The following is a 23,378-nucleotide window of genomic DNA, read 5'->3' on the forward strand; positions in this document are numbered from 1 at the left end:
CCGTACCCGAACCGCGGACGCGAGCGCGCCCGCCAACGGTCCCTACTTGCGCAGACGCGCGCCCACGACCAGCGGGCGCCCCGGCAGGTAGGAGACGTATGCCCGGCTCATTCACGAAGAACCCGCAGACCGCGGTCGTCGCCGTGGTCGCGCTGGGCGGTGCGACCGGCGCCTCCGCCCGGTACGGCGCCTCGCTGCTCTGGCCCGCAGCGACCGGCGGCTTCCCCTGGACGACGCTCGTGGTCAACGTCATCGGCTGCGCGGTCATCGGCGTCTTCATGGTGGTGATCAGCGAGGTGTGGGCGGCGCACCGGCTGGTCCGGCCGTTCTTCGGCACCGGGGTGCTCGGCGGGTTCACCACCTTCTCCACCTACGCGGTGGACATCGAACGGCTCGTGTCGAAGGGCCGGGCCGGCACCGGACTGGTCTATCTCGGAGTGACACTGCTCGCGGCCCTCGCGGCGGTGTGGAGCGCGGTGTGGCTGACGCGCCGCGCACTGGCGTGGAGGCAGGCATGACGACACCCGTGACCGAACCCGGGATGCGGCTGACCGTGCTGGTCGGCGAGTCCGACAGCTGGCACCACCGGCCCGTCTACACCGAGATCGTGCACCGGGCGCACGCCGCCGGGCTCGCCGGTGCGAGCGTCTTCCGGGGCATCGAGGGCTTCGGCGCCTCGTCGGTGATCCACACCCAGCGGCTGCTCTCGCTGAGCGAGGACCTGCCGGTGGCGGTGATCGTCGTGGACGCGGAGGAGGCGGTACGCGCGTTCCTGCCGCGGATCGCCGAGCTGACCGACGGCTGCCCGGTCACCCTGGACGCCTGCGAGATCGTGACGAGCCGGGGCCCGGGGATACGGGGGGAGCAGGGGTGAACTGGCTCCTCGTGATCGCCGGCGCGGCGGTCGGCGCCCCGCTGCGCTATCTGACCGACCGGGCCGTGCAGTCCCGCCACGACACCGTCTTCCCGTGGGGGACGTTCACCGTGAACATGGCCGGCTGCCTGATCCTGGGCCTGCTGACCGGCGCGGTGGCGGCCGGGGCCGCCTCCTCGCATCTGCAACTGCTGCTCGGGACCGGGCTGTGCGGGGCGCTGACCACGTACTCCACGTTCAGCTACGAGACGCTGCGGCTGGCCGAGGACGGGGCCGGGTCCTACGCGGCGGCCAACGTCGTGGCGAGCGTGGTCCTGGGCCTCGGCGCGGCCTTCGCGGGCGTCGAGCTCGCCGGGGCGCTCTGGGCCTGACCCCCCCGCGCACGCCGGAGCCCGGCCCCCCGTCGGGGAGGCCGGGCTCCGGACCGGGGCGTCAGCCGGTGTGCTTGCCGGACGAACGGCGCGGTGCGCCGTTCCCAGCCGCCGGGGCCGAGCCGCGGCGCGCCTGCGCCGGGCGTCCGCGGCGGCCGCGCGAGCTGCCCGCGGACCGCTCGGAGGGCGGCGCGGTGATGGTGACGGGCACGCCGGAGGGCGCCTGTGCGCCGGTGATGCGGCTCAGCTCGGCCTCGCCGGAGCGGACCTCGGCGACCTTCGGGGTGATGCCCGCGTCGGCCATCAGCCGGGTCATCTCGCGGCGCTGGTTGGGCAGCACCAGCGTGACGACGCTGCCGGACTCGCCGGCCCGGGCGGTGCGCCCGCCGCGGTGCAGGTAGTCCTTGTGGTCGCTCGGCGGATCGACGTTGACGACGAGGTCGAGGTTGTCGACGTGGATGCCGCGCGCCGCGACGTTGGTCGCCACCAGGACCGTGACGTGCCCGGTCTTGAAGCGCTCCAGGGTGCGGTTGCGCTGCGGCTGGGACTTGCCGCCGTGCAGCGCGGCCGCCCGGACCCCGCTGCTGAGCAGGTGGTCGGTGAGCTGGTCCACGGCGTGCTTGGTGTCCAGGAACATGATCACGCGGCCGTCGCGCGCCGCGATCTCCGTCGTGGTGGCGTACTTGTCGGCGCCGCGCACGTAGAGCACGTGGTGCTCCATCGTGGTCACCGCGCCCGCGGCCGGGTCCACCGAGTGGACGACCGGGTCGTGCAGGTAGCGGCGGACGAGCAGGTCGACGTTGCGGTCCAGGGTCGCCGAGAACAGCATGCGCTGCCCGTCCGTGCGGACCTGGTTCAGCAGTGCGGTGACCTGGGGCATGAAGCCCATGTCGGCCATCTGGTCGGCCTCGTCGAGCACCGTGATCTCGACCCGGTCCAGGATGCAGTCGCCGCGCTCGATGAGGTCCTTGAGGCGGCCCGGCGTCGCGACGACGATCTCGGTGCCGCCGCGCAGCGCGGCCGCCTGGCGGCCGATCGACATGCCGCCGACGACGGTGGCCATCCGCAGCCGCAGCGGCTTGGCGTACGGGGTCAGCGCGTCGGTCACCTGCTGGGCGAGCTCGCGGGTCGGGACGAGGATCAGGGCCAGCGGGTGGCGGGCCTCGGCGCGGCGGCGCTCCATGCGGGTCAGCACGGCCAGGCCGAAGGCGAGCGTCTTGCCGGAGCCGGTACGGCCCCGGCCCAGCACGTCGCGGCCGGCCAGCGAGTTCGGCAGGGTGGCCGCCTGGATCGGGAACGGCTCGGTGACGCCCTGGGCGGTCAGCGCCGACAGCACCGCGTCGGGCAGGTCCAGGTCGGCGAAGGACTCGACGGGCGGCAGCGCCGGGGTGACGGTCTTGGGCAGCTCGAACTCGCCCTGCCGGGCGACGGGCCTGCGGCCGTACCCGCCGGAACGCCGGTCGGAGGCGCCGAAACGGGCCTGTCCCGAGCGGGCCGCGCCCCGGGTGCGGATTCCGCCGCCGGAACGGGAGCCGGAATCCGGCGCTCCGCCACGGGTGCGGGAATATCGGTCGGTGGAACGGGGTGTGCGGTCGCGGTTCAAGCGGGGCCTTTCCTCGGCTGGGCGGGGCGCGTATCGACTCGTTTCCGGCGCCGGTGAGCGGCGTGGAAAGCGTAAGAACGGGCCGTTGGCATACGTGAACGAAGCCGACGGCCGGTCGTTGGCCGATACGGGCCGGGCCTGAGCCGGGTCCGGTGCTTCGCGAAGGACGTGAAGGGCCGGCCCGTGGAGCGGGCCTGCGGGTCACGTCGCGGGCTCCGCCGGACCGTTGCGTCCGGGGAGGCGGATCATCCGTCCCTCGGTGGAGACGGTGGAGCACGACGAGGCGCCCTCGGGGGCGCTCACCGCAATGGTACCGGCACGGCACGGGGCGGCGCAGTACCGAAAAACACAACAGGCTGGGGCCCGCACCCAAGGTGCGGGCCCCAGCCCGGATACACGCTCAGCGCACCGGCGCCGACGTGATCAGGTTCACGCGGGGGTGATGTTCTCCGCCTGCGGGCCCTTCTGGCCCTGCGTGACGTCGAAGTTCACCTTCTGGCCCTCCTGCAGCTCACGGAAGCCGGAGGACGCGATGTTCGAGTAGTGGGCGAAGACGTCAGCGCCGCCACCGTCCTGCTCGATGAAGCCGAAACCCTTTTCCGAGTTGAACCACTTCACGGTGCCAGTAGCCATTTTTTTCTCCTTCTGGGGCAGATCCCCGGAACTGGCACTGCGCCAGTCCCGCATCGCCGCGATGATTACCCCGTCCGGATATGAAGCCGGATGAACATTCAGCACACTCGTCGGCCATTCGGCCGTCGAAAGCATTCGGAATTCGGGAACCACAACTGCAACTGAAACCACCGTAGCACAATGAAAGCGTCCGGGTGCGTCGAGTAATTTCACTCCGCTCGGCACGGCACAAATCCTCGCCGCGTATCGCAATAAAACCTGCGCTGACGCCTGCAGATATTCATGAGCCGCCGGAGCGCTTCCCGCGGGGCCGCCTCAGCCCGCGTCGCCGTCCCGGGCGGGCCTGCGCAGCTCCTCGTTCAGCCGGAGCGCCTCCTCCAGCTGGTCCTCCAGGATCACGATGCGGCACGCGGCCTCGATCGGCGTGCCCCCGTCGACCAGTTCCCTGGCCCGGGCCGCGATACGCAGCTGGTAGCGCGAGTAGCGGCGGTGACCGCCCTCCGACCGCAGCGGGGTGATCAGCCTGGCCTCACCGATCGCGCGGAGGAACTGCGGGGTGGCGCCGATCATCTCGGCGGCACGGCCCATGGTGTAGGCGGGGTAGTCGTCGTCGTCCAGACGGTCGGCGGCATGCCGGGGCGTCTCGGAGGGCAGGGTCTCCTGCCGCGTCTCACCGACGTCGTCACCGTGCAGAGAATCTCTCATTGTGCGAGCCATCGCCTCCAGCATAGCCGCGACAGATTTCCTGCACCGGCGAGGGAAGGAATCGGCGCGTGACCGTACGACGGCGGGCGGCTGCCGGGACCCGGCAACCTGCGGCGGGCCCGGGCAAGGACACTGACCGGCCGGTCAGTTGATGACTGCCGGGGGCAGGGGCCATAATGCACGGGTAGCCCTTCACGCATCCCCCGTCGTGAAGGGCTACACCCCTTCGCGCGCGCCCGCGGCGGCGCGCGTCGGCGTCTTCACGGGCAAGGGACTCCCCTCGTGGCCCCCTGCCCATGTTTTTTCGAGTTAACAGTGACGTAGAGTGTTTGCGCAAGCCCGCTCCGGACACCGGATGAGAATGCTCCGCTTCGCGCCGCCTCCCGGCTCCCGCCCCCGGAAGGGTGGTCGGGGGTTCGTTACAGTACGAGCCCGTTGACCGAATCGAGCGCCGCCCGGGACCGGACAGGGGCCTGCGGCGGACGTGAACGTGGGGGCCGGATGGACAACGGCGAAGAGCGCGCGCCGGAGCTGCGGACGCTGCGCCAGAAGGTCGAGTACATGGTCGAGAAGACCTTCCCCGGCCGGAGGATCTCGGGCCGGTTCTTCGCCGACCTGGTCAAGGAGCGCGGCGGATCGCTCTCCCACAGCTACTTCTCCAACATCCTGGCCGGCAAGGTGACCCAGCCGTCCGAGGAGATCCTCAAGGCGCTGGGCCTCGGCTTCGGCGTGGACTGGCGGTTCTTCAAGGAGGAGTCCGAGGTCGTCGACGACGTCGTGGCCGGGCTGCAGTTCCTGGCCAAGCGGCGGACCGGCGAGATCAGCGGTCTCGCCGGGCGGGGGCTCGACGAGGACGGACTGCCGCCGGAGCTGCTGCGGTTCGCGCTCTCCCTGCTCAAGGACGCCGAGGACCGCAGGCCCCCGGCCGGCAACGGACAGCGGGGCTGAGCGATGTCCATGCGGAAGCTGCGCAGGGAGTGCGAGGAGGGGCTCGCGGAGCTGCCGCTGCCCTCGCCGTTCTCCGTACCCGGTCTGGTGGCCAACATGGAGGCGGCGCGGGGCCGGACCATCGTGCTGCACGAGATGCCCGACCGGCTGGCGAGCGTCAACGCCGCCTGCGGGCTGCGGCTGAAGACCGGCGACACCAGCTTCGTGCTCTACCGCCGGCGCCCCACCGAGTACCAGACCCAGCACGTCGTCCTGCACGAGCTGTGCCACGAGTGGTTCGACCACGGCACCTCGCTGGACGCGGAGCAGCTCCAGCGGCTGCTGCCCGTCTTCGACACCTCGCTCATCTCCCGGATGGTCGGCCCGGACGCGGCTCTGGCCCCGGATGCCGTGCAGGCACGCGCGCAGTACAACACCCACGACGAACGCATGGCCGAATTCGGTGCCTCGCTCATCCCCCGGATGGCCCGGGACGTCACGAGCGATGACATGGTGGGTCGGCTCGCGAACTCGCTCTCGCGCCCGGTCGCGCACCGCCGCGGGGGCCTGTTCCGGCGTACGTAGGACCCGTATCGCACGATCCCGCTCACCCCGCACCGAGGACGTCTGCCGTGACCCCGCTCGACCTCGCCGGCTATCTCATAGCCGGCCTGATGACAGCCGTCGCCCTGTGGCGCATGCCGGCCGCCCTGTGGGGTGACGAGGAGGACCGGCGCCGCCGGGCGCTGTGGGGGTGTTACGCGGGATTCGCGCTGGCGCTGTGGACCAAGACCCGGTTCGTGCGCGTCGGGCTCAACGACAGCCCGGTCACCGACCTCTCCGTCCTCATCAAGCACTACACGGCGACCCTGGCGATTCTGGCCATTCTCAGCTACATCGTGGCGATCTACGGCCAGTACGCCGACGAGGGGGCGATCCCCCGGCACGTGCGGTTCGCCCGGCTGATCCAGCAGGTCGCCGCCAAGGCGTCGGTCGCCACGCTGGTCCTGCTCACCGTGCTGTTCTTCACCGTCGTCGACCGCTCCGCGCCCTCGGACCGCTTCGTGGCCGACCACGCCGGGCAGTGGGGCGCCACGCTGTACATGAGCGTCTTCTACCTCTACCTCGGCGCGGCGTCCGCCGTCTGCGCGTACCAGTGGGCGCTGGCCACCGGCAGCGCGCGGATGCGTCATCTGCGCGTCGGGCTCGGGATGATGACGTTCGCGATGTTCATCGGCGTCGGCTACACCGTCAGCCGGACGCTGTTCCTCTGGGGCAGCGTCGTGGACCGGCCGAGCGAGTCCTTCGCGCTGGACTTCGACGAGGTCACCGAGGCCGCCCAGGTCGTCCTCTTCCTCTTCTTCGCGGTCGGCGCCTCCATCCCGGCCCTGAGCAACGTCCGCCGCCGGGCCAAGCTCTGGCGGGCGCAGGTGCGGCTGCACGGCCTCTGGTACGAGCTGATGACGGCCTTCCCGGACCAGCCGTTCGAGCCCCCGGCCCCGCTGCTGCGCGAGCTGACCCGCTTCGACACCCCCGCCGACCTGCGCGTCGACCGCTGGGCGGCGGACATCGCGGACGCGGTCGAGAAGCTGCGCCACTACGTGCCGGACACGCTGCTGCCCGCCGCCGAGGCGGCCGCCGGGGCCGGTTCCGGGCCGCCGCTCGCCGACGCGTACTGGATCAAGGCGGCGCTGCTCGCCCGCGACGACGGGGCTCCCGCGGGCGAGGCGGCGGCCGTCTCCACCCAGCACGCCACCGACCAGGACGGCGAGGTCGCCTGGCTGGTCCGGGTCGCGACGGCGTACCGCACGGTCACCCCGGAGCGGGCGCGCCGGATCCTGGAATCCTCTTCCGCAACGGGCAAGGAGCAGCCGGCATGAGCACCACCGACACGACACCGGCGCCCGACCACGCCCTCGCGCGGACGGTGACCGACGTCCTCCAGCCGCGCAACGTGCTGCTCGTCGGCATGCTCGCGATCGGCCTCGCGGCGGCCGGGGAGTGGACCGGGCTGCTCTGGGGGCTGCTCGGCGCGCTGTGCGCGGGCATCGTGCCCGCCGGGTACATCGAGTGGGAGCGCGGGCGCGGCACCTGGGGCGACCGGCATGTCGTGGACCGCACCAAGCGGGCGCCGATCTTCTTCGTCATCCTCGGCTCGATCGGCGTCGGCTCGGCGGTCATGCTGCTGGGCGGGGCGCCCACCGGCATCCTGACCGCGATGCTCGCGCTGTGGGCGATGACGGTCGTGCTGCTGGCCGTCAACACGGTGTGGAAGATCTCCGTGGACGCCTCCGTGGCCTCGGCCGTGGTCGCCCTGCTCGCCGCCGTGCACTCCCCGTGGTGGCTGTTCGGGTACGCGATGACGGCCGCCGTGGCCTGGTCGCGGGTGGCCCTCGGCTATCACACGGTCGGCCAGGTGACGGCCGGGACGGCGCTGGGAGCGGCGACGGCGGGCGCGTTCCTGTTCGGGTGAGCGGTGCCGGGCGCCGTTGAACGGGCCCGGCGCGGGCGGTCCGTTCCGGGCTTCTGCCGGGGTGACCGGGCGGCTTCTCAGCCGATGTCGTCCGCGTCGCAGCGGGTCCGCGAGGCCATGACCGCGATGTCGTCCTCGGCGCCGGGCGCAAAGCGTTCGAGCACCTGGTCCAGCAGGGTCTCCAGGTCGCCGCTCGATGGCAGGGTCAGCTCGCCGAGCCGGGCGACGCAGGCGTCGATGTCCTCGTCGCGCCGCTCCACGAGCCCGTCGGTGTACATGAACAGCACCGTGCCCGGGCCGCACTCCATCACCGTGGACCGGTAGCCGCCGAAGCCGGTGCCGAGCGGCGGGGCCGCCGGGACGTCGCAGATCCGGGTGCCGGCCTCGCCCGGGTCGAGGAACACCGGCGGCAGGTGGCCCGCGCTCGCCACCTCGCACATCTCGCCGTCCGCGTCCACCACGGCCAGCAGACAGGTCGCCGCCCGGTCGATCCCGGACCGCTCCACCATCCGGTCCAGCTGTTCCAGGATGCGGTGCGGGGGCAGCTCCTCGTCGGCCAGCAGCCTCAGCAGCGAGCGGTAGTGGCTCATGGCGACGGCCGCCTCGACGCCGTGCCCCATGACGTCGCCCATGGCCTTGAGGTGCCGCCCGTCGGGCAGCGGGATGACGTCGAACCAGTCGCCGCCCACCAGGACGCTGCGGTCGGCCGGCAGATAGCGGGTGGCGACCTCGATGTGCGGGTGGGGCGGCCGGGGCTCGGAGAGCAGGGAGCGCTGGAGCTCCAGGGCGATGGTGTGCTCGTGGGTGAAGCGGCGCGCGTGGTCGAGGTGGACGGCGGCCCGGCCGGCGAGCTCCCGGGCCACCACCACGTCGTCGTCCGAGAAGACGGGCGAGCCGCCCGCCCGGAACAGCGCGAGCACTCCTATCGGGGCGCCGCGCACGGAGACGGGCACCACGACCACCGAGTGCAGGCCGAGCTCCCGGTACGCGTCGGCCAGCTCCGGGGTGGGGGCGGAACGGTTCACCTGCTCGTCGTCGGTGAGGTTCTCGACGACGGGCTGGTCGGTGGCCAGGCAGCGCGGTACGGAGGCGCCCTCCTGGTGGTCGACGTAGGCGCCGGCCGTGCCGAACCGGCCGATCCCCCCGCTCAGGCCGCGTACCGCCGACATCGCCGCGCGCCGCAGCCGGACGACGCCGGGCGGGGACGGGCGGACCGGCGGGGCGACGTCCCTCGGGAAGATCTCCACGACGGCGACGTCCGCGAGGCCGGGGACGACGAGGTCGGCCAGCTCGGCGCAGGTGGTGTCCATGTCGAGGGTGGTGCCGATGCGGGTGTTTGCGCTGTCCAGGAGGGACAGGTGGCGCTGGGCCTGGGCGAGCTGCCGCTGCTCCTCGTCGGAGGCCACCACCTCCAGCACGATCCCGACGACGCCGACGACCCGGCCGTCCAGCTCCAGCCGGTGGTACGCCCCGTGCCAGTAGCAGCGGGCGGTCCCGGAGGCGGCGGGCAGCCGGCCGCTGGAGGTGACCTCGCGGGCCCGTCCGTCGGCGAGGACCGCGCGCATCAGGTCCTCGCGGGCGTCGATGTCGGGCATGACCTCGCTGGGGCGGCGGCCGATGTGCGCGGCGGGCGGGATGCCGTTGTGGCGTACGAGCGAGGGGTTCACGTACAGGTAGCGCAGTTCGGTGTCGAACACGGCGACACCCGCCGTCGTGCCGTCGAGCACGGCGGCGAGCGCCGTGACGTCGATGGACGGCGGATGGTCGGCGTGCACCGGCAAGGCAAACCTCCTGGGGCGGGGCGCGGGCCGCCACACTGCCCGGCCCTTCATCCTCGGACGCCCCGCCCGCTCCCGCATCCGCAGCGGCTCCGGCCGCGCGGCTCAGCGCGCCGGGATCGCGCCCGCCCAGGACCCCGCGTAGGACCCCGGGGTGGTACCGAAGGCGTGCCGGAAGGACTGGATGAACGCGCTCGGCCCGCTGTAGCCGCAGGCCACGGCCACCGAGGTGACCGAGCCGCCCGAGGCCAGCAGCGTCAGCGCGTGGTGCAGCCGCAGCTGGGTCCGCCACTGGGGGAACGACATGCCGGTCTCCGCGCGGAACAGCCGGCTCAGGGTGCGGGGCGCCGCGCCGACGGCCGCGCCGAGCTCGCTGAGGGTCCGCCCGTCCGCCGGGTCGTCCCGGAGGATGCGGGCGATGTCCCGCAGCCGGGGGTCGGCCGGGGAGGGCAGGCAGACCCCGAGCGGTTCGACCCGGCGCAGCTGGTCGAGCGCGACGCGCTCCAGGTTCCGCCGCTGCCGTGCGTCTCCGGTCAGCTCCGTGTCGTCGGTCAGGCAGGCCACGACCTCCCGCAGCAGCGGGGTGACGGCCAGGACGGTCGGCCGGTCGAGCCGGAGCGGGTTGTCGGCCGGGGCGAAGCTGAGCGCGCGCAGCTCGGTCGGCCCGTACGCCAGGTGGGCGTGGACGACGCCGGCCGGGACCCAGACCGCGCGGTGCGGGGGCACGGCCCATACGCCGAGCGGCGTGGCGACCTCCAGCACCCCGCGCGAGGGACAGACGAGCTGGTGCTCCAGGTGGTGGTGGCTCCCGATGCGCTCCTGGTGCGCGAGCGGGACCCGGGCGGGGCCGTGCAGGGTACGGCCGTTCGGCGACATAAGTAGGCAGATTATCGCTAGCCCGCTGCCCGGGGCGGCCGGAATCCTCGAAGGGACCTCAGCAAGGAGCCGCCCTCATGACCGGTCCCGCCTCCCGGCAGACCCCGCCCGACGACGCCCCGCGGACCGAGAGCCCGCCCGCCGCCGCCCCTGCCTCCGCCTGGCGGCGGATGCGGATGTGGGGGGCCGCGCACGCCGTCGACGACCTCTACCAGGGCCTGGTGCCCGCCTGTGTCCCGTACTTCGTGCTCGACCGGGGCTACAGCTATGTGGCCGCCTCCGGGCTGACCCTCGCGGCGGCGCTCGGCAGTTCGGTGCCGCAGCCCTTCATCGGCCTCGCGGTGGACCGCTACCGGCTGCCCCGGCTGGCGCCCGCCGGGCTCGCCGTCGCCGGGACCGGGCTCGGGCTGTCCGGTCTGGTGCAGCCGTACGCCGCCGTCTGGCTGCTGATCCTGCTGTCCGGTCTCGGCGTGGCGATGTTCCACCCGGCGGCGGGCAAGGCGGCCCGGGAGGCGGCCGGGGACAGCGCGTCCGCGATGAGCGTCTTCGCGGCGGGCGGCAGCGTCGGGTTCTTCCTGGCCCCGGTGCTCGCGACCCCGGCGCTCGTCGCGATGGGGGTGGGCGCGACGGCCCTGTTCGTCCCGCCCGCCGTCCTGATGGCCTTCGTCCTGCTCCGGTACCGCCCGGCCGCCGCGCCCGTGCGCGAGGCCGGGCGGACGGGGCGGGACCGGTGGCGGCCGTTCCTCTTCCTGACCGGCATCGAGGTGGTGCGCTCGGTGGCGTTCTTCGGCGCGATCACCTTCATCGAGCTGTTCTGGATCCGCCATCTGCACTCAGGCCGGGGCGTCGCCGGCGTCGCGCTCGCCTGCTTCCTGGTCGGCGGGGTCGCCGGCACGCTGCTCGGCGGCCGGATCGCGGACCGCGTCGGCATGGTCCGTACGGTCCAGCTGGGCGGTGTCGCCGCCGTGCCCGCCCTGATCGCGCTGAGGGTGACCCCCGGCACCCTGCTGCCGCTGGTGTTCGCGGTCCTGGCGGGGCTCGCGCTGAACGTGCCGTTCGCCGTCCTGGTGAAGCTCGGCCAGGACTACCTGCCGGGGCGCCCCGGCACGGCGGCCGGGGTCACGCTCGGCCTCGCCGTCAGCATCGGCGGCCTGATCGCCCCGGCGCTGGGCGCGGCGGCGCAGGCGTACGGACCGCAGGGCGTGTTCTCGATCCTGTGCGCCGTTCCCGTACTGGCCCTGTTCCTCGGGCTGTTCCTCACCGAGCCGGAACCGTCCCCGGGTCGCTGACCGTCCCCTGTCACGGAGGCATGCTGTACGCGACACGGGCGGCACCACCGCCGTCCGGGCACAGCACACCGAAGGGCACGCCCATGGGATCGTCACCGCAACTCGGCTCGGCCGTACCGGACTTCACGCTCCCGGGCGGCGTGCTCGCCGGGGACGCCTTCGAGCGGCGCGACTACTCGCTCGCGGACGCGCGCGGCCGGGCCCTGGTCCTCGCCTTCTACCCGGGCGACAACACATCCGTGTGCACCAAGCAGTTGTGCTCGTACTCCTCGGGCATGGAGACCTTCGAGAAGCTTGACGCCGAGGTGTGGGGGATCAGTCCCCAGGGTGTGGACAGCCACGAGTCGTTCGCCCGCGCCCAGGGGCTGCGCATGCCGCTGCTGGCGGACCCGGGCCGGGAGACCGCCCGGGCCTTCGGCGTCGCGGCGCCCGGGATCGGGGTGCGGCGCGCGGTCTTCCTGATCGACGCGGAGGGGGTGCTGCGGTGGAAGCACGTGGCGCTGCTGGGGGCGACGTTCCAGTCCCTGGACACCCTGGCCGACCGTCTCTCCGGCATCAACAACAAGTAAAAGAGTGCCGGGTTCCGGCAATGTCGCCTCGGGGGTGCGTATGGGACCATCCAGCCAGTTCGACGGAAAAGCAGCGCGGGGCCGACGGGGCCGGGAGGGGTGATCACATGACCTTGTTTCTCGGTCTCGGCATCGCGGGGGTCGCCCTGCTCGCTCTGTCCCTGGTCTTCGACGGGATTCTGGAGGGCCTCTTCGGTGGCCTCCTGGAGGGCCTGTTCGGCGGGCTCGTCTCCCTTCCGGTGATCGCGGGCTTCCTCTCGATGCTCGGCTTCGGCGGCGCCATCGTGCTCGGCACGACCGGCGCCGGCACCCTCGTGGCCACCGTGGCCGGGGTCGCGGCCGGACTGGTCGCGGCCGTGCTGACCTGGAAGTTCAGCCGGGCCCTGATGCGCGACCAGACCGACGCGACCCCGCGCAACGAGGACCTGGTCGGCACGTCCGGATCAGTGGTCACCGCCATTCCGGCCGACGGCTACGGCGAGGTCCTGCTGCGCCTCGGCGGGCAGCTCGTCAAGCTGTCGGCCAGGAGCACGGTGCCGGTCGCCCGGGGCGCGGAGATCTGGGTCGAGGCGGCCCTCTCCAGCACCTCGGTCTCGGTCCGTCCCGTCGAACGCTGACCCGGTACGCCGCGCCCCACCACCGCTCGTCTCACAACTGCCTCCGTCCGGAGGCAGAGGGGGAAACCGCATGAGTCCCGTAATGATCGCGATCGTCGGAGTCGTCGTACTCCTCTTCCTGCTCGCCCTCGCCGTCATCACCCGTTACAAGGTGGCCGGCCCCAGCCAGGCGTTCATCATCACCGGCCGCCGGGGCAAGAAGTCCGTCGATCCGGTGACCGGGCGGACCAGCATCGACAACAGCGGCCAGAAGGTCGTCGTCGGCGGCGGTGTCTTCGTCGTGCCGTTCGTCCAGCAGAAGTTCACCCTGGACCTGTCCAGCCGGCACATCCCGGTCGCCGTGCGCGGCGCCGTCACCCTGCGGGGCGTCAAGGCGCACCTCGAAGGCGTCGCGATCGTCAAGGTCGGCGGCAGCGAGGACGCCATCCGGGCCGCCGCCCAGCGCTTCCTGCGCCAGCAGGACGGCATCGTCGGCTTCACCCAGGAAGTGCTCTCCGGTGCGCTGCGCGCCATCGTCGGCCGGATGTCGGTCGAGGACATCATCCGCGACCGTGCCGCGTTCGCCGGCCAGGTGGCGGAGGAGGCCGAGGCGAGCCTGTCCGGCCAGGGCCTGATCCTGGACGCCTTCCAGATCCAGGACATCACCACCGAGGGCTCCTACCTGGAGGACCTCGGCCGCCCCGAGGCCGCCCGCGCCAAGCAGGAGGCGGACATCGCGGAGGCCATCGCCCGCCGCGCCTCGGAGCAGGCCCGGCTGAAGGCCGCCGAGGAGATCGCGATCGCCGAGCGGACCTTCTACCTGAAGCAGGCCGAGATCAAGGCGGAGACCGAGGCGGCCGCCGCCAAGGCCAACGCCGCCGGTCCGCTCGCCGAGGCCGCCCGCCAGCAGGAAGTGCTCACCGAGCAGGAGAAGGTCGCCGAGCGCCAGGCCGCGCTGACCGACCGCGAGCTCGACACCAAGGTCCGCAAGCCCGCCGACGCCGCCCGCTACCAGGCCGAGCAGGAGGCGGAGGCCCGCCGCATCGCCCAGGTCAAGGAGGCCGAGGCGGCCGCCGAACGCGCCCGGCTGACCGGTCAGGGCGAGAAGCTGCACCGCTCCGCGCTCGCCGAGGCGGTGCGCATCGAGGGTGAGGCGGAGGCCGCCGCCATCGCGGCGCGCGGTTCGGCCGAGGCCGAGGCCATGCAGAAGAAGGCCGACGCCTTCGCCCAGTACGGCGACGCGGCCGTCCTGCAGATGCTCGTCGAGGTGCTGCCGCAGGTCGTCGCCAAGGCCGCCGAGCCGCTGAGCGCGATCGACAAGATGACCGTCATCTCCACGGACGGCGCGAGCCGGCTGTCCCGTACGGTCACGGACAACGTCGCCCAGGGCATGGAGCTGCTCAGCTCCACCACCGGGGTCGACCTCGGCGCGCTGCTCCAGAACCTCAAGGGCGCGGTGCCGAAGCCGGCGGAGCCGGTCGCCCCGGCGGCCACGGCCGAGAAGAACGGAAAGATCGAGATCAGCGACTGATCCACCGCGGAACCAGACACGCGTGCCCGGCCGGTTGCGCAACCGGCCGGGCATTCGTGTGCCGGGCCCCGGACCGCTGACGGAGCGGTGGCCGGAACTCGCCCCTCCGGGGTGGCCGAAGCCTCCGGATAAGGTAATGCGAGTCTAAAGAGATCACCAAGAGCCTCGCGCGTACCGCGCCCCTCGGGAGGAAGCCATGGGAACCCACCGCACCACGCTGCCCGGAGTCGGCGTCCAGTACGACTACACCACCGAGTCGGGGCAGCACATCTCCGTGGTCGTCCACCACGACGGGCGGCGGTTCATCGGCTTCTACGACCAGGACGACCCTGATTCGTGCCGGCTCTCCGTACCCCTGACACCACAGGAGGCGACGGGTCTCGCCCACCTCATCGACGCGGCGCCCATCGACGCCGTACGGACCGAGGGCATCGACCTGGTCACCGAGCACATCCCGCTCGGCACCCGCTCGCCGTACGGCGGCCGGCTGCTCGGCGACACCAAGGCGCGGACCCGGACCGGCGCCTCGATCGTGGCGGTGCTGCGCACCCACAGCGCGCATCCGTCACCCGGGCCGGACTTCCGGCTGGCCATCGGCGACACGCTCGTCGCCGTCGGAACACGCGAGGGCGTCGACACGCTCTCCGAGATCATCGCGGAGGGCTGACCGTGCACGACACGACCGCACTGCTGGTGGAGCTGGGCTCCGTCATCCTGGGACTCGGCATCATCGGGCGGTTCGCCGGCCGGATAGGTCTCTCGCCGATCCCGCTGTACCTGCTGGCCGGGCTCGCCTTCGGCGAGGGCGGGCTGCTGCCGCTCGGCGCCAGTGAGGAGTTCACCGCCGTCGGCGCCGAGATCGGCGTCATCCTGCTGCTGCTCCTGCTCGGCCTCGAATACAGCGCGTCCGAGCTGGTCACCAGCCTGAAGACGCAGTACCCGTCCGGGGCCGTGGACTTCGTGCTCAACGCGACCCCGGGCGCGGTCGCCGCGCTGATGCTCGGCTGGGGCCCGGTCGGGGCCGTCGCGCTCGCCGGTGTCACCTGGATCTCCTCGTCCGGTGTGATCGCCAAGGTCCTCGCCGACCTCGGACGCCTCGGCAACCGGGAGACCCCGGTCATCCTCGGGGTGCTGGTCATCGAGGACCTGTCGATGGCCGTCTACCTGCCGCTGCTCACCGCGATGCTCGCGGGCGTCGGCCTCGCCGGCGGAAGCGTGGCCCTGCTGATCGCGCTCGGCACGGTCGGGCTGGTGCTCTACCTCGCGCTCCGGCACGGCCGCCTCATCAGCCGCGCGGTGTCCTCGGACAACCCGGAGATGCTGCTGCTCGTCGTGCTAGGGCTGACCGTCCTGGTCGCCGGGGTGGCCCAGCAGCTCCAGGTGTCGGCCGCCGTCGGCGCGTTCCTCGTCGGCATCGCGCTGTCCGGCGAGGTCGCGGAGGGCGCGCGCAAGCTGCTGACCCCGCTGCGGGACCTGTTCGCCGCCGTCTTCTTCGTGTTCTTCGGGCTCTCCACGAACCCGGCCGAGATCCCGCCGGTGCTGCTGCCGGCCGCGCTGCTCGCCGTCGTCACCGTCCTCACGAAGATCGGGACCGGCTGGTACGCGGCCCGGCGCGCCGGCATCGGACCGCGCGGGCGCTGGCGGGCGGGCGGCACGCTCGTGGCGCGCGGCGAGTTCTCCATCGTGATCGCCGGTCTCGCCGTGGCGACCGAGCCCCGCATCGGCCCCATCGCCACCGCGTACGTCCTGATCCTGGTCATCGTCGGCCCGCTCACCGCGCGCTGGACCCAGCCGGTGGTCGAACGCGTCCAGAAGTGGCGCGGCAAGGACGCGGCATCCGCCGACTCCGGCACCGCCCCGGTCCCCCCGGCCCGGGAAGAGGTCTCCGCCTCGTCCGAGTAGCCGTGGGGGGTCAGGCCCCCGCCGGCAGGTCCGGGGCCCAGCCCAGCGGATACGCGTCCGTGCCCTCCGCCGGGGCCGCCGCCTCGCCGCCCGCGTCCGTGAACGCCCGCAGCGCGTCGATCAACGCGGCGCGCTGCCCGGGCGCGAGGCGTTCGACGATGGTGGCGACCTCCCGGCGGCGGCCGGCGGTGACCTCCTCGACCAGGCGGTGGCCCTCGGGCGTCACCCGCAGCACCGTCTCGCGGCGGTTGGCCGGGTTGACCTGACGCTCCGCGAGGCCCGCCGCGATCAGCCGGTCCAGCATCCGCATCGCGGTCGACGGGTTCACGCCGAGGCGCTCGGCCAGCGTCACGAGCTTGGCTTCCCCGCGCGTCGAGAGCACCACGAGCAGCCGGAACTGGGGCAGCGTCACCCGGTCCTCGACCGCCGCGAGGGACCGGGCGGACACGGCGACCAGCAGTCTCGACGCGGTCAGCACCGCGCGCGTCACCGCGTCGACGTCGTCCCGGTCCGGGGCGGTCGGTGGATCATCGGGTGCCTGTCCGTGCGCGGCCATGCCCCTTTTTACCGCGCGGGAACGTCTTACTCGAACCGGCCCCGATCCGATGCCGAAACGCCGCCCAACCGGTACCGGAACGACAGCGGTGAGCGCTGGCACCAACCTTTGGATTGTGCAACGTTTGCACAGTGACGCACGAACCCGCGGCTACGCCCGCTCCCCGGCGCCCGGATCCGCCGACCGGCTGGCGGCGCGCCGCCTTCCGGCTGCCCATCCACATGTTCCGCATGGGGCTCGGGCCGCTCTTCGGAGGGCGGCTGCTGCTGCTCGTGCACACCGGCCGCGTCTCGGGCCTCCCCCGCCGGACCGCCATCGAGGTCGTGGAGGCGGGCACCCACGAGGGCCGGGCGTGCTGGACCGTGGCGTCGGGCTTCGGGCCGGGCGCCGACTGGTTCCGCAACCTGCGGCAGACCCCGCACGCCACGGTCCAGGTCGGCCGCCGGTACCACGCGGTCACCGCGCAGGTGCTGACCGCCGAGGAGGGCGGCGAGCTGATGGCGCGGTACGCCCCCCGCCACCCCAGGGTCGCCCGCCGGCTCTCCGCGTACATGGGGTTCACGGTGGACGGCAGCGCGGAGGACTACCGGCGGGTGGGCGAGTCGATCCCGTTCGTCCGGCTCACCGAGGGCGCGAAGCGCTAGGCGCACGCCGAGCGCGAAGCGCTAGGCCCGCGCCGGTTCCGGTTCCTCCGCGAGGTGCGGGCGGGGTGCGCCGGGCCGGTACAGGAACAGGGTGACGAGGAGGCCGAGGGCGAAGAAGCCCGCCGACCACCAGTACGCGGTGGAGTAGCTCTCCAGCTGCGCCTGGGCGACGGCGGGCCGCGTCGGCCTGCGGCCCACCAGGTAGTTCGTGGCCGCGCTGGTGGCGAGGGTGTTCAGCAGGGCCGTACCGATGGAGCCGCCGACCTGCTGGCTGGTGTTCACCATCGCCGAGGCCACCCCGGCGTCCCGCGCCCCGACGCCCGCGGTGGCCAGGTTCATCGCCGTCGCGAAGACGGCGCCGAGGCCGATGCCCAGGCAGAGCAACGGCGGCAGCACATGGGCGGCGTAGCTGCTGTTCAGGTTCAGAGCGGTCAGCCACACCATCGCGGCGGCCGCGATACCCATCCCGGTCGGGACGATCGGTTTCGCGCCGAACCGCAGCAGCAGCACATTCGTCGTCGTCACCGACGAGGCGATCATGCAGGCGACCATCGGGATGAAAGCGAGACCGGTGGAGACCGGCGAATAGCCGAGGCTCTTCTGAAGGTAGTACGTGAGGAACAGGAAGACGCCGAACATCCCGCCGCCGGAGATGAACATGGCGAGGAACGACGCCGACCGGTCCCGGTCCAGCACCACCCGCAGCGGCAGCAGCGGATGCGCCGCCCGGGTCTGCCACCACGCGAACGCCGCCACGAGCAGCGCGCCCGCCACCAGGAATCCCCAGGTCAGCGGCGAACTCCAGGCGTGCGACTCGGCCTGTGAGAAGCCGTAGACGATGCAGAAGAGCCCGGCCGAGACCAGCACGGTCCCCGGGATGTCCAGCCGGGGCCGGTCGGCCGGCGCACCGGCGGTCAGCAGCCGCCAGCCGCCGGTGAACGCGACGAACGCGAACAGCAGGTTGACGTAGAGGCACCAGCGCCAGTCCAGGTACTCCGTGAGCACCCCGCCGAGCAGCAGCCCCACCGCGCCGCCGGCCCCGGCGATGGCGCCGTAGATCCCGAACGCCTTGGCCCGTTCCTTCGGCACGGTGAACGTCGTGGTGAGCAGGGACAGCGCCGCCGGGGCCAGCAGCGCGCCGAACAGGCCCTGGAGCGCGCGGGCCAGCACGAGGATCTCGAAGCTCGGGGCGGCGCCGCCGATCGCGGAGGCGACCGCGAAGCCGACGAGGCCGGTCAGGAAGACCAACCGGCGGCCCACCAGGTCGGCGACGCGTCCGCCGAGCAGCAGCAGCGAGCCGAAGGCGAGGGCGTACGCCGTCACGATCCACTGCCGGTTGCCGTCGCTGAAGCCGAGGTCCTGCTGGGCGGAGGGCAGCGCGATGTTCACGATCGTCGCGTCGAGCACCACCATCAGCTGGGCCAGGCCGATCACCCCGAGCACCCACCAGCGGTGGGACGGGCCCGCCTCGCGGGGACTGGCTCTGCGGGCGACTGCTTCACGGGCCATGCTGCGGATCTCCCTCGCTGCGCACACCGCCGGAACCCCCCGGACGATCACGCTAGGCGGAGGCCGCCGTCCCCGCATGCGGAGCGCCCGCGAGCCCGGCCTGATCCAGACGAAAGGCCCTAGACCTCCTTGGCGGGCCAGTCGAGGAGCCGGGCGCCGATCACCGCGGTCTGGAGGGTGTAGCGGTGCATGGGGTCGGTGGGGTCGGAGCCGGTCAGCTGGTGGATGCGTTCCAGCCGGTACGTCAGGGCCCGGACGCTCAGCGAGAGGCGGCGGGCGGTCTCGGCGGCGACACAACCCGCGTCGAAGTACACCGAGAGCGTCTTCAGGAGCGGTTCGGCGCCGCCCCTGGCCTTCTGGAGCGGGCCGAGCTCACTGCGTACGAGATCGGCCATGGCCTGCCGGTCCCGGGTCAGCACCGGGTAGACCAGCAGGTCGCCGGCGTACAGCACGGGGTCCTCCAGGTCCATCCGGTCCGCCAGGTCCAGCGCGTCCAGCGCCTCGTCGTACGACTGGACGACGCCACCCGGGCCGCGGTGGGCGCGGCCGACCGCGACCCGGCCGCCGTCGGTCGCCGCGTGCGCCTGCTTCGCGAAGTGGCGCAGGACGTCGGGCTGGCTGCCGGGCGCGATGCACACCATGCGCCCGTCCTTCGTCGTGAGCAGGATCTTGCGCCCGCTGAACCGGGCCAGCAGCGCCGACTCCACGTGCCGCGGCACCTGGTCGGTCTCGGTGTACGCCTCCGGCCCCGTGGCCACCGCGACGGCGTGGGCGCGGGAGAGGCGCAGCCCGAAGCGGGTGGCCCGTTCGGCGAGGCGGCCCAGGTCGCTGCGCCCGTACAGCAGGTCGTCGATGAACTCCCGCCTGGCCGCCTCCTCGCGGCGCACGGTGAGGCGCTGGGCGCGTTCGAAGCCGTCGGCGAACGCGTCGACCGCCTGCTCCGCCGCGGCCAGCACGCTCTCGGCGGACGCGGCCACGGCGGCCGGGGTCGCGCCGGGGGCGGGGGCCGGCCAGTCGGTGCGGGTGGCGGCGAGGTGCATGCGGACCAGGGCGCGGAGCTGGTGTCCGGCCTCGGCGGCCTGCCGGCCCAAGGCGCGGCGGGCGTCCAGCTCCTCGCGGGTCAGCCGCCGTCCCGAGACGGCCGCCTCGCCCAGTATCCGGGCGTAACCCTCCAGAAAGCTGTCGGGAATCTCCGGTTCCGTCACGCGTCCGCCTCCGTTCCTGTTCCTTACCGACACCTGCCCAACGCTCGGGGACCGGTGCCGGTGCCCGGCATCCAGAAGTGCCGAACGTTGCCGCGTTCCGGCAATGCGATCGGGCGTCCCCGGATGACACGATCCTGTCAGCACCAACCGGGGGACCACGGGGGATTCAGGGGGTGCACGGGGGATCGGGGGAAGGCCCGGATGCCGCGGTGTCGCCCTGGGCGACACCGCGGCACCGGGGTCACCACCGGCCCGCGCACAGGGCGCCGGCAGTACTGCCGGCGGGACCGGCAGGGGGTGGAAACCGATGCGGGAGTTCCTGGACGCGACTCTGTCCTTCCCGGCCGTACTCTTCGCCGCGGCGCTCGTCGTGGTCATCGCCTTCTGGCTGCTGGTCCTGGTCGGCGCGGCCGACCACCACTCCTTCGACACGGACCTCGACACCGACCTCGCGGGCGTCGGCGGCGTACCAGTCACCGTCTCGGTGTCCCTGATGGTCGCGGTCGGCTGGTTCACCGCCCTCACCGGTTCGGTCCTGGTGCACCGCTCGGGCACCACCGGGCCCGTCCGCGCCACGCTCGCCTGCGCGGTGCTCGCCGGGGCGCTGCTGCTCGCCTGGGGCGCGGTGCGGCTGCTCGTCCACCACTTCCGGCGCTTCTTCCCCGACCAGCCCCCACCATCGCGCCAGGACTTCCTGGGCCGGATCTGCACGGTCCGTACCGGCTCGGTCGGCACGGACTTCGGCCAGGCCGAGGTGACCGCGGCCGACGGGTCGACCGCCATCGTCCAGGTGCGGCAGCTGGAGCCCGCCGACGCGGAACTGACCTCGGGGAGCTCGGGGCTGCTGTACGCGTACGACGAGGCCGGCGAGTTCTTCTGGGTCTCCGCCTACGACCAGGCGCTCGACCCGGGTCCGCCGCCCGCCGCGCTGCCGCCGCACGGCCGGAAGGCCTCCGGCCCCGCCGTCTGAATCACCGCTCGCACCGGCACGGTGTGCCCGTCCGGCCTGGCCGGACGCTGTGCGCCGCCGCGCCGTGTTTCACGTGAAACCGCTCATTTCCGTAATCCCAGCCGCCAAGGACTGTCATGGAAGCCATCTCCTTGGGCCTCGGCCTGCTCATCGCCGTGGTCCTGCTCATCGCCGTAGCCGTGCTGCTGATCGTCACCCGGCTCTTCCGCAAGGTGGAGCAGGGCAAGGCGCTCATCATCTCCAAGACCAAGAAGGTCGACGTGACCTTCACCGGCGCCGTCGTCCTGCCGGTGCTCCACAAGGCCGAATCCATGGACATCTCGGTGAAGACCATCGAGATCCGCCGCACCGGGCGCGAGGGCCTGATCTGCCAGGACAACATCCGCGCCGACATCCACATCACGTTCTTCGTGCGGGTCAACAAGACCGTCGAGGACGTCATCAAGGTCGCCCAGGCCATCGGCACGGAGCGCGCCAGCGACAAGGTCGCCATCCAGGAGTTCTTCGCCGCGAAGTTCTCCGAGGCGCTCAAGACCGTCGGCAAGCAGCTGGACTTCGTCGACCTGTACACCAAGCGCGAGGAGTTCCGGGACCGGATCATCCGCGTCATCGGCACCGACCTGAACGGCTACCACCTCGACGACGCGGCGATCGACTTCCTGGAGCAGACGCCGATGGCGCAGCTCGACGGCGCCAACATCCTGGACGCCCAGGGCATCCGGAAGATCACCGAACTGACCGCGATCGAGCACGTGCGCACCAACGAGTTCCAGCGCACCGAGCAGAAGGAGATCACCCGGCAGGACGTCGACGCCCGGGAGACGATCCTGGAGCTGGAGCGCCGGCAGGCCGAGGCCGAGATCAAGCAGCGCCGCGAGGTCGAGACGCTGCGGGCCCGCGAGGAGGCCGTGACCGCCCGGGTCCAGGAGGAGGAACGCCTCGGCTCCCAGGCCGCGTTCATCAGGACGGAGGAGCAGCTGGGCATCCAGCGGGAGAACCAGGCCCGGGAGATCGCCGTCGCGCAGAAGAACCGCGAGCGGGTCATCGCCGTGGAGAACGAGCGCATCGAGAAGGACCGGATGCTGGAGGTCATCGGGCGCGAGCGCGAGACCGAGCTGAACCGCATCGCCGCGACGAAGGAGGTCGAGGCGGAGCGCCGCGAGGTCGCCGACGTCATCCGCGAGCGCATCGCGGTGGACCGTACGGTCGCCGAGCAGGAGGAGTCCATCAAGACGCTGCGGTCCGTCGAGGAGTCGGAGCGCACCCGCAAGTCCGTCATCATCGCCGCCGAGGCGGAGGCGCAGGAGCAGCTGGTCAAGGACATCAAGGCGGCCGAGGCGGCGGAGGCCGCGGCCACCCACCGGGCGGCCGAGCAGCTCACGCTCGCCGAGGCCCGGCTGAAGACCGCCGACCTCGACGCCCAGGCGAAGCTGCGGCTGGCCGAGGGCATCCGGGCGGAGTCGGCGGCGCCCGGCCTCGCGGACGTCCAGGTGCGGGACGCGGCGGCGGAGGTGATCGAGAAGACGGGGCTCGCCGAGGCCGAGGCCACGTCCGCACGGCTCCGCGCCGAGGCGGAGGGCGCCCGTCTCAAGGCCCTCGCGAACGCGGAGGGTACGCAGGCGCAGGCGACGGCCGACGCGGCGATGATCGGCGAGAAGCTGAAGGCGGAGGCCGCCGGCCTCACGGAGAAGGCGGCCGCGATGGCGGCCCTGGACGACGCGTCGCGCGGGCACGAGGAGTACCGGCTGCGGCTGGCCGCCGAGAAGGAGATCCGGCTCGCAGGTCTCGACGTGCAGCGGCAGGTCGCCGAGGCGCAGGCGACGGTCCTGGCCACGGGTCTGGAGAACGCCGACATCGACATCGTCGGCGGCGAGTCGGTCTTCTTCGACCGGCTGGTCTCGTCCATCTCCATGGGCAAGAGCCTGGACGGCTTCGTCGCCAACTCGGACACGGCGCAGGCGCTGGCCGGTCCGTGGCTGAACGGCGAGTCCTCGTTCACGGAGGATCTGACGCGGGTGCTGTCCTCGGTGTCCACGGGTGACGTGCAGAACCTGACGGTGTCGGCGCTGCTGATGCGGATGATGGCCGCGCCGTCGTCCGGGGTCAGTGCGGACCAGGTCCGCGCGCTGCTGGACCACGCGCGCTCGCTGGGGCTCGCGGATGTCCCGGTGAGCGGCCTGGCGCCGGCCGGCCTGAACGGTACGCCGGTGTCCTGAGGTGGCCGCGGCCTGAACGCGCGCCCCGTACACGCCGCCTGAACGCCCACCCCAGCCCCGTCCGTCCTCAATCGCCGGACGGGCTGGGTGGGGCCTGGCCGCCGCTTTGACCCGGCCGCTCGGGCGGCAGTCCAAGCCCGTCCGGCGATTG

24 protein-coding genes are annotated in these 23,378 nt (G+C 72.7%); 16 read left to right on the top strand and 8 right to left on the bottom strand.

The genetic code is table 11. The features are described from left to right. Positions 1-98 precede the first annotated feature (98 nt). The 3 genes from crcB (OG242_RS14995) to crcB (OG242_RS15005) are packed head-to-tail and all read left to right on the top strand — an operon-like array spanning position 99 to position 1,245. Positions 99-518: a fluoride efflux transporter CrcB gene (crcB, locus tag OG242_RS14995; protein WP_405898635.1), complete on the top strand. Its 420-nt coding sequence runs from the start codon at positions 99-101 to the stop codon at positions 516-518. Next, positions 515-874: a DUF190 domain-containing protein gene (locus OG242_RS15000; RefSeq protein WP_405898636.1), complete on the top strand. Its 360-nt coding sequence runs from the start codon at positions 515-517 to the stop codon at positions 872-874. Before crcB (OG242_RS14995) ends, OG242_RS15000 begins: the two co-directional genes overlap by 4 nt. Beyond that, on the top strand, positions 871-1,245 hold the full coding sequence (gene crcB / locus OG242_RS15005) for a fluoride efflux transporter CrcB (protein ID WP_405898637.1): 375 nt from the start codon (positions 871-873) through the stop codon (positions 1,243-1,245). Before OG242_RS15000 ends, crcB (OG242_RS15005) begins: the two co-directional genes overlap by 4 nt. A gap of 61 nt (positions 1,246-1,306) precedes the next feature. On the opposite strand, the gene OG242_RS15010 is transcribed toward crcB (OG242_RS15005), so the two are convergent. The 3 genes from OG242_RS15010 to OG242_RS15020 all read right to left on the bottom strand — a co-directional run bounded on the left by OG242_RS15010 (position 1,307) and on the right by OG242_RS15020 (position 4,135). Further along, complete coding sequence (locus OG242_RS15010; protein WP_405898638.1) at positions 1,307-2,848, bottom strand: DEAD/DEAH box helicase; 1,542 nt, start codon at positions 2,846-2,848, stop codon at positions 1,307-1,309. A 429-nt stretch (positions 2,849-3,277) separates the two neighbouring features. Next, complete coding sequence (locus OG242_RS15015; protein WP_018522223.1) at positions 3,278-3,481, bottom strand: cold-shock protein; 204 nt, start codon at positions 3,479-3,481, stop codon at positions 3,278-3,280. Positions 3,482-3,796: 315 nt separating this feature from the next. Then, complete coding sequence (locus tag OG242_RS15020) at positions 3,797-4,135, bottom strand: MerR family transcriptional regulator (protein ID WP_405901619.1); 339 nt, start codon at positions 4,133-4,135, stop codon at positions 3,797-3,799. 552 nt (positions 4,136-4,687) lie between these two features. Between OG242_RS15020 and OG242_RS15025 the strand changes: the two genes are divergently transcribed. The 4 genes from OG242_RS15025 to OG242_RS15040 are packed head-to-tail and all read left to right on the top strand — an operon-like array spanning position 4,688 to position 7,586. Further along, positions 4,688-5,134 (top strand): hypothetical protein, encoded by a 447-nt coding sequence (locus tag OG242_RS15025; RefSeq protein WP_405898639.1) that lies wholly within the window; start codon positions 4,688-4,690, stop codon positions 5,132-5,134. 3 nt (positions 5,135-5,137) lie between these two features. Beyond that, positions 5,138-5,698: a toxin gene (locus tag OG242_RS15030; RefSeq protein WP_405898640.1), complete on the top strand. Its 561-nt coding sequence runs from the start codon at positions 5,138-5,140 to the stop codon at positions 5,696-5,698. Between the two features lie 47 nt (positions 5,699-5,745). Further along, the gene (locus OG242_RS15035; protein ID WP_405898641.1) at positions 5,746-6,993 is read left to right on the top strand and encodes an MAB_1171c family putative transporter; all 1,248 of its coding nucleotides are present in this window, start codon (positions 5,746-5,748) and stop codon (positions 6,991-6,993) included. Continuing rightward, positions 6,990-7,586, top strand: coding sequence for a hypothetical protein (locus OG242_RS15040; RefSeq protein ID WP_405898642.1), 597 nt, complete (start codon positions 6,990-6,992; stop codon positions 7,584-7,586). Before OG242_RS15035 ends, OG242_RS15040 begins: the two co-directional genes overlap by 4 nt. 77 nt (positions 7,587-7,663) lie before the next feature. Here the strand turns inward: OG242_RS15040 and OG242_RS15045 are convergent, their stop codons facing one another. Both OG242_RS15045 and OG242_RS15050 read right to left on the bottom strand, forming a co-directional pair. Beyond that, positions 7,664-9,367: a SpoIIE family protein phosphatase gene (locus OG242_RS15045; RefSeq protein WP_405898643.1), complete on the bottom strand. Its 1,704-nt coding sequence runs from the start codon at positions 9,365-9,367 to the stop codon at positions 7,664-7,666. Positions 9,368-9,469: 102 nt separating this feature from the next. After that, positions 9,470-10,240 carry an AraC family transcriptional regulator gene (locus tag OG242_RS15050; protein WP_405898644.1) on the bottom strand — a complete coding sequence of 257 codons (771 nt, stop codon included), beginning with the start codon at positions 10,238-10,240 and terminating at the stop codon, positions 9,470-9,472. Positions 10,241-10,317: 77 nt separating this feature from the next. Between OG242_RS15050 and OG242_RS15055 the strand changes: the two genes are divergently transcribed. The 6 genes from OG242_RS15055 (at position 10,318) to OG242_RS15080 (ending at position 16,127) form a co-directional block, all read left to right on the top strand. Next, positions 10,318-11,529: an MFS transporter gene (locus OG242_RS15055; RefSeq protein WP_405898645.1), complete on the top strand. Its 1,212-nt coding sequence runs from the start codon at positions 10,318-10,320 to the stop codon at positions 11,527-11,529. Between the two features lie 83 nt (positions 11,530-11,612). Then, positions 11,613-12,098 (top strand): peroxiredoxin, encoded by a 486-nt coding sequence (locus OG242_RS15060; RefSeq protein ID WP_405898646.1) that lies wholly within the window; start codon positions 11,613-11,615, stop codon positions 12,096-12,098. A gap of 107 nt (positions 12,099-12,205) precedes the next feature. Continuing rightward, positions 12,206-12,715: a hypothetical protein gene (locus tag OG242_RS15065; protein ID WP_405898647.1), complete on the top strand. Its 510-nt coding sequence runs from the start codon at positions 12,206-12,208 to the stop codon at positions 12,713-12,715. Positions 12,716-12,785: 70 nt separating this feature from the next. Next, complete coding sequence (locus OG242_RS15070; protein ID WP_405898648.1) at positions 12,786-14,225, top strand: flotillin family protein; 1,440 nt, start codon at positions 12,786-12,788, stop codon at positions 14,223-14,225. Positions 14,226-14,421: 196 nt separating this feature from the next. Further along, a complete protein-coding gene (locus tag OG242_RS15075) occupies positions 14,422-14,892 on the top strand; it encodes a cation:proton antiporter regulatory subunit (RefSeq protein ID WP_072487793.1) in 471 nt (156 codons plus the stop codon). Positions 14,893-14,894: 2 nt separating this feature from the next. Continuing rightward, positions 14,895-16,127, top strand: coding sequence for a cation:proton antiporter (locus OG242_RS15080; RefSeq protein WP_405898649.1), 1,233 nt, complete (start codon positions 14,895-14,897; stop codon positions 16,125-16,127). A gap of 10 nt (positions 16,128-16,137) precedes the next feature. Here the strand turns inward: OG242_RS15080 and OG242_RS15085 are convergent, their stop codons facing one another. Continuing rightward, on the bottom strand, positions 16,138-16,683 hold the full coding sequence (locus tag OG242_RS15085; protein WP_405898650.1) for a MarR family winged helix-turn-helix transcriptional regulator: 546 nt from the start codon (positions 16,681-16,683) through the stop codon (positions 16,138-16,140). 131 nt (positions 16,684-16,814) lie between these two features. Here OG242_RS15085 and OG242_RS15090 point away from each other — a divergent pair, with 131 nt between their 5' ends. Beyond that, on the top strand, positions 16,815-17,327 hold the full coding sequence (locus OG242_RS15090; RefSeq protein ID WP_405898651.1) for a nitroreductase family deazaflavin-dependent oxidoreductase: 513 nt from the start codon (positions 16,815-16,817) through the stop codon (positions 17,325-17,327). A 21-nt stretch (positions 17,328-17,348) separates the two neighbouring features. On the opposite strand, the gene OG242_RS15095 is transcribed toward OG242_RS15090, so the two are convergent. Beyond that, entirely contained in the window at positions 17,349-18,836 is a 1,488-nt protein-coding gene (locus OG242_RS15095) for an MFS transporter (RefSeq protein WP_405898652.1), read from the bottom strand. A 119-nt stretch (positions 18,837-18,955) separates the two neighbouring features. Next, the gene (locus tag OG242_RS15100; protein WP_405898653.1) at positions 18,956-20,041 is read right to left on the bottom strand and encodes a PucR family transcriptional regulator; all 1,086 of its coding nucleotides are present in this window, start codon (positions 20,039-20,041) and stop codon (positions 18,956-18,958) included. Between the two features lie 307 nt (positions 20,042-20,348). Between OG242_RS15100 and OG242_RS15105 the strand changes: the two genes are divergently transcribed. Both OG242_RS15105 and OG242_RS15110 read left to right on the top strand, forming a co-directional pair. After that, positions 20,349-21,011 (top strand): hypothetical protein, encoded by a 663-nt coding sequence (locus tag OG242_RS15105; RefSeq protein WP_405898654.1) that lies wholly within the window; start codon positions 20,349-20,351, stop codon positions 21,009-21,011. Between the two features lie 116 nt (positions 21,012-21,127). Then, positions 21,128-23,227: a flotillin family protein gene (locus tag OG242_RS15110; protein WP_405898655.1), complete on the top strand. Its 2,100-nt coding sequence runs from the start codon at positions 21,128-21,130 to the stop codon at positions 23,225-23,227. Positions 23,228-23,378: the final 151 nt, after the last annotated feature.

Origin of the sequence: Streptomyces sp. NBC_00727 (genome assembly GCF_045161745.1) — a bacterium.
Taxonomy (GTDB): Bacteria; Actinomycetota; Actinomycetes; order Streptomycetales; family Streptomycetaceae; genus Streptomyces.

What these genes read in the sequence shown, in the direction of transcription:
- crcB (WP_405898635.1), top strand. Translation starts at nt 99, where the DNA reads ATGCCCGGCTCATTCACGAAGAACCCGCAGACCGCGGTCGTCGCCGTG.
- OG242_RS15000 (WP_405898636.1), top strand. Translation starts at nt 515, where the DNA reads ATGACGACACCCGTGACCGAACCCGGGATGCGGCTGACCGTGCTGGTC.
- OG242_RS15015 (WP_018522223.1), bottom strand. Translation starts at nt 3,481, where the DNA reads ATGGCTACTGGCACCGTGAAGTGGTTCAACTCGGAAAAGGGTTTCGGC.
- OG242_RS15025 (WP_405898639.1), top strand. Translation starts at nt 4,688, where the DNA reads ATGGACAACGGCGAAGAGCGCGCGCCGGAGCTGCGGACGCTGCGCCAG.
- OG242_RS15030 (WP_405898640.1), top strand. Translation starts at nt 5,138, where the DNA reads ATGTCCATGCGGAAGCTGCGCAGGGAGTGCGAGGAGGGGCTCGCGGAG.
- OG242_RS15040 (WP_405898642.1), top strand. Translation starts at nt 6,990, where the DNA reads ATGAGCACCACCGACACGACACCGGCGCCCGACCACGCCCTCGCGCGG.
- OG242_RS15050 (WP_405898644.1), bottom strand. Translation starts at nt 10,240, where the DNA reads ATGTCGCCGAACGGCCGTACCCTGCACGGCCCCGCCCGGGTCCCGCTC.
- OG242_RS15055 (WP_405898645.1), top strand. Translation starts at nt 10,318, where the DNA reads ATGACCGGTCCCGCCTCCCGGCAGACCCCGCCCGACGACGCCCCGCGG.
- OG242_RS15060 (WP_405898646.1), top strand. Translation starts at nt 11,613, where the DNA reads ATGGGATCGTCACCGCAACTCGGCTCGGCCGTACCGGACTTCACGCTC.
- OG242_RS15065 (WP_405898647.1), top strand. Translation starts at nt 12,206, where the DNA reads ATGACCTTGTTTCTCGGTCTCGGCATCGCGGGGGTCGCCCTGCTCGCT.
- OG242_RS15070 (WP_405898648.1), top strand. Translation starts at nt 12,786, where the DNA reads ATGAGTCCCGTAATGATCGCGATCGTCGGAGTCGTCGTACTCCTCTTC.
- OG242_RS15075 (WP_072487793.1), top strand. Translation starts at nt 14,422, where the DNA reads ATGGGAACCCACCGCACCACGCTGCCCGGAGTCGGCGTCCAGTACGAC.
- OG242_RS15085 (WP_405898650.1), bottom strand. Translation starts at nt 16,683, where the DNA reads ATGGCCGCGCACGGACAGGCACCCGATGATCCACCGACCGCCCCGGAC.
- OG242_RS15095 (WP_405898652.1), bottom strand. Translation starts at nt 18,836, where the DNA reads ATGGCCCGTGAAGCAGTCGCCCGCAGAGCCAGTCCCCGCGAGGCGGGC.
- OG242_RS15105 (WP_405898654.1), top strand. Translation starts at nt 20,349, where the DNA reads ATGCGGGAGTTCCTGGACGCGACTCTGTCCTTCCCGGCCGTACTCTTC.
- OG242_RS15110 (WP_405898655.1), top strand. Translation starts at nt 21,128, where the DNA reads ATGGAAGCCATCTCCTTGGGCCTCGGCCTGCTCATCGCCGTGGTCCTG.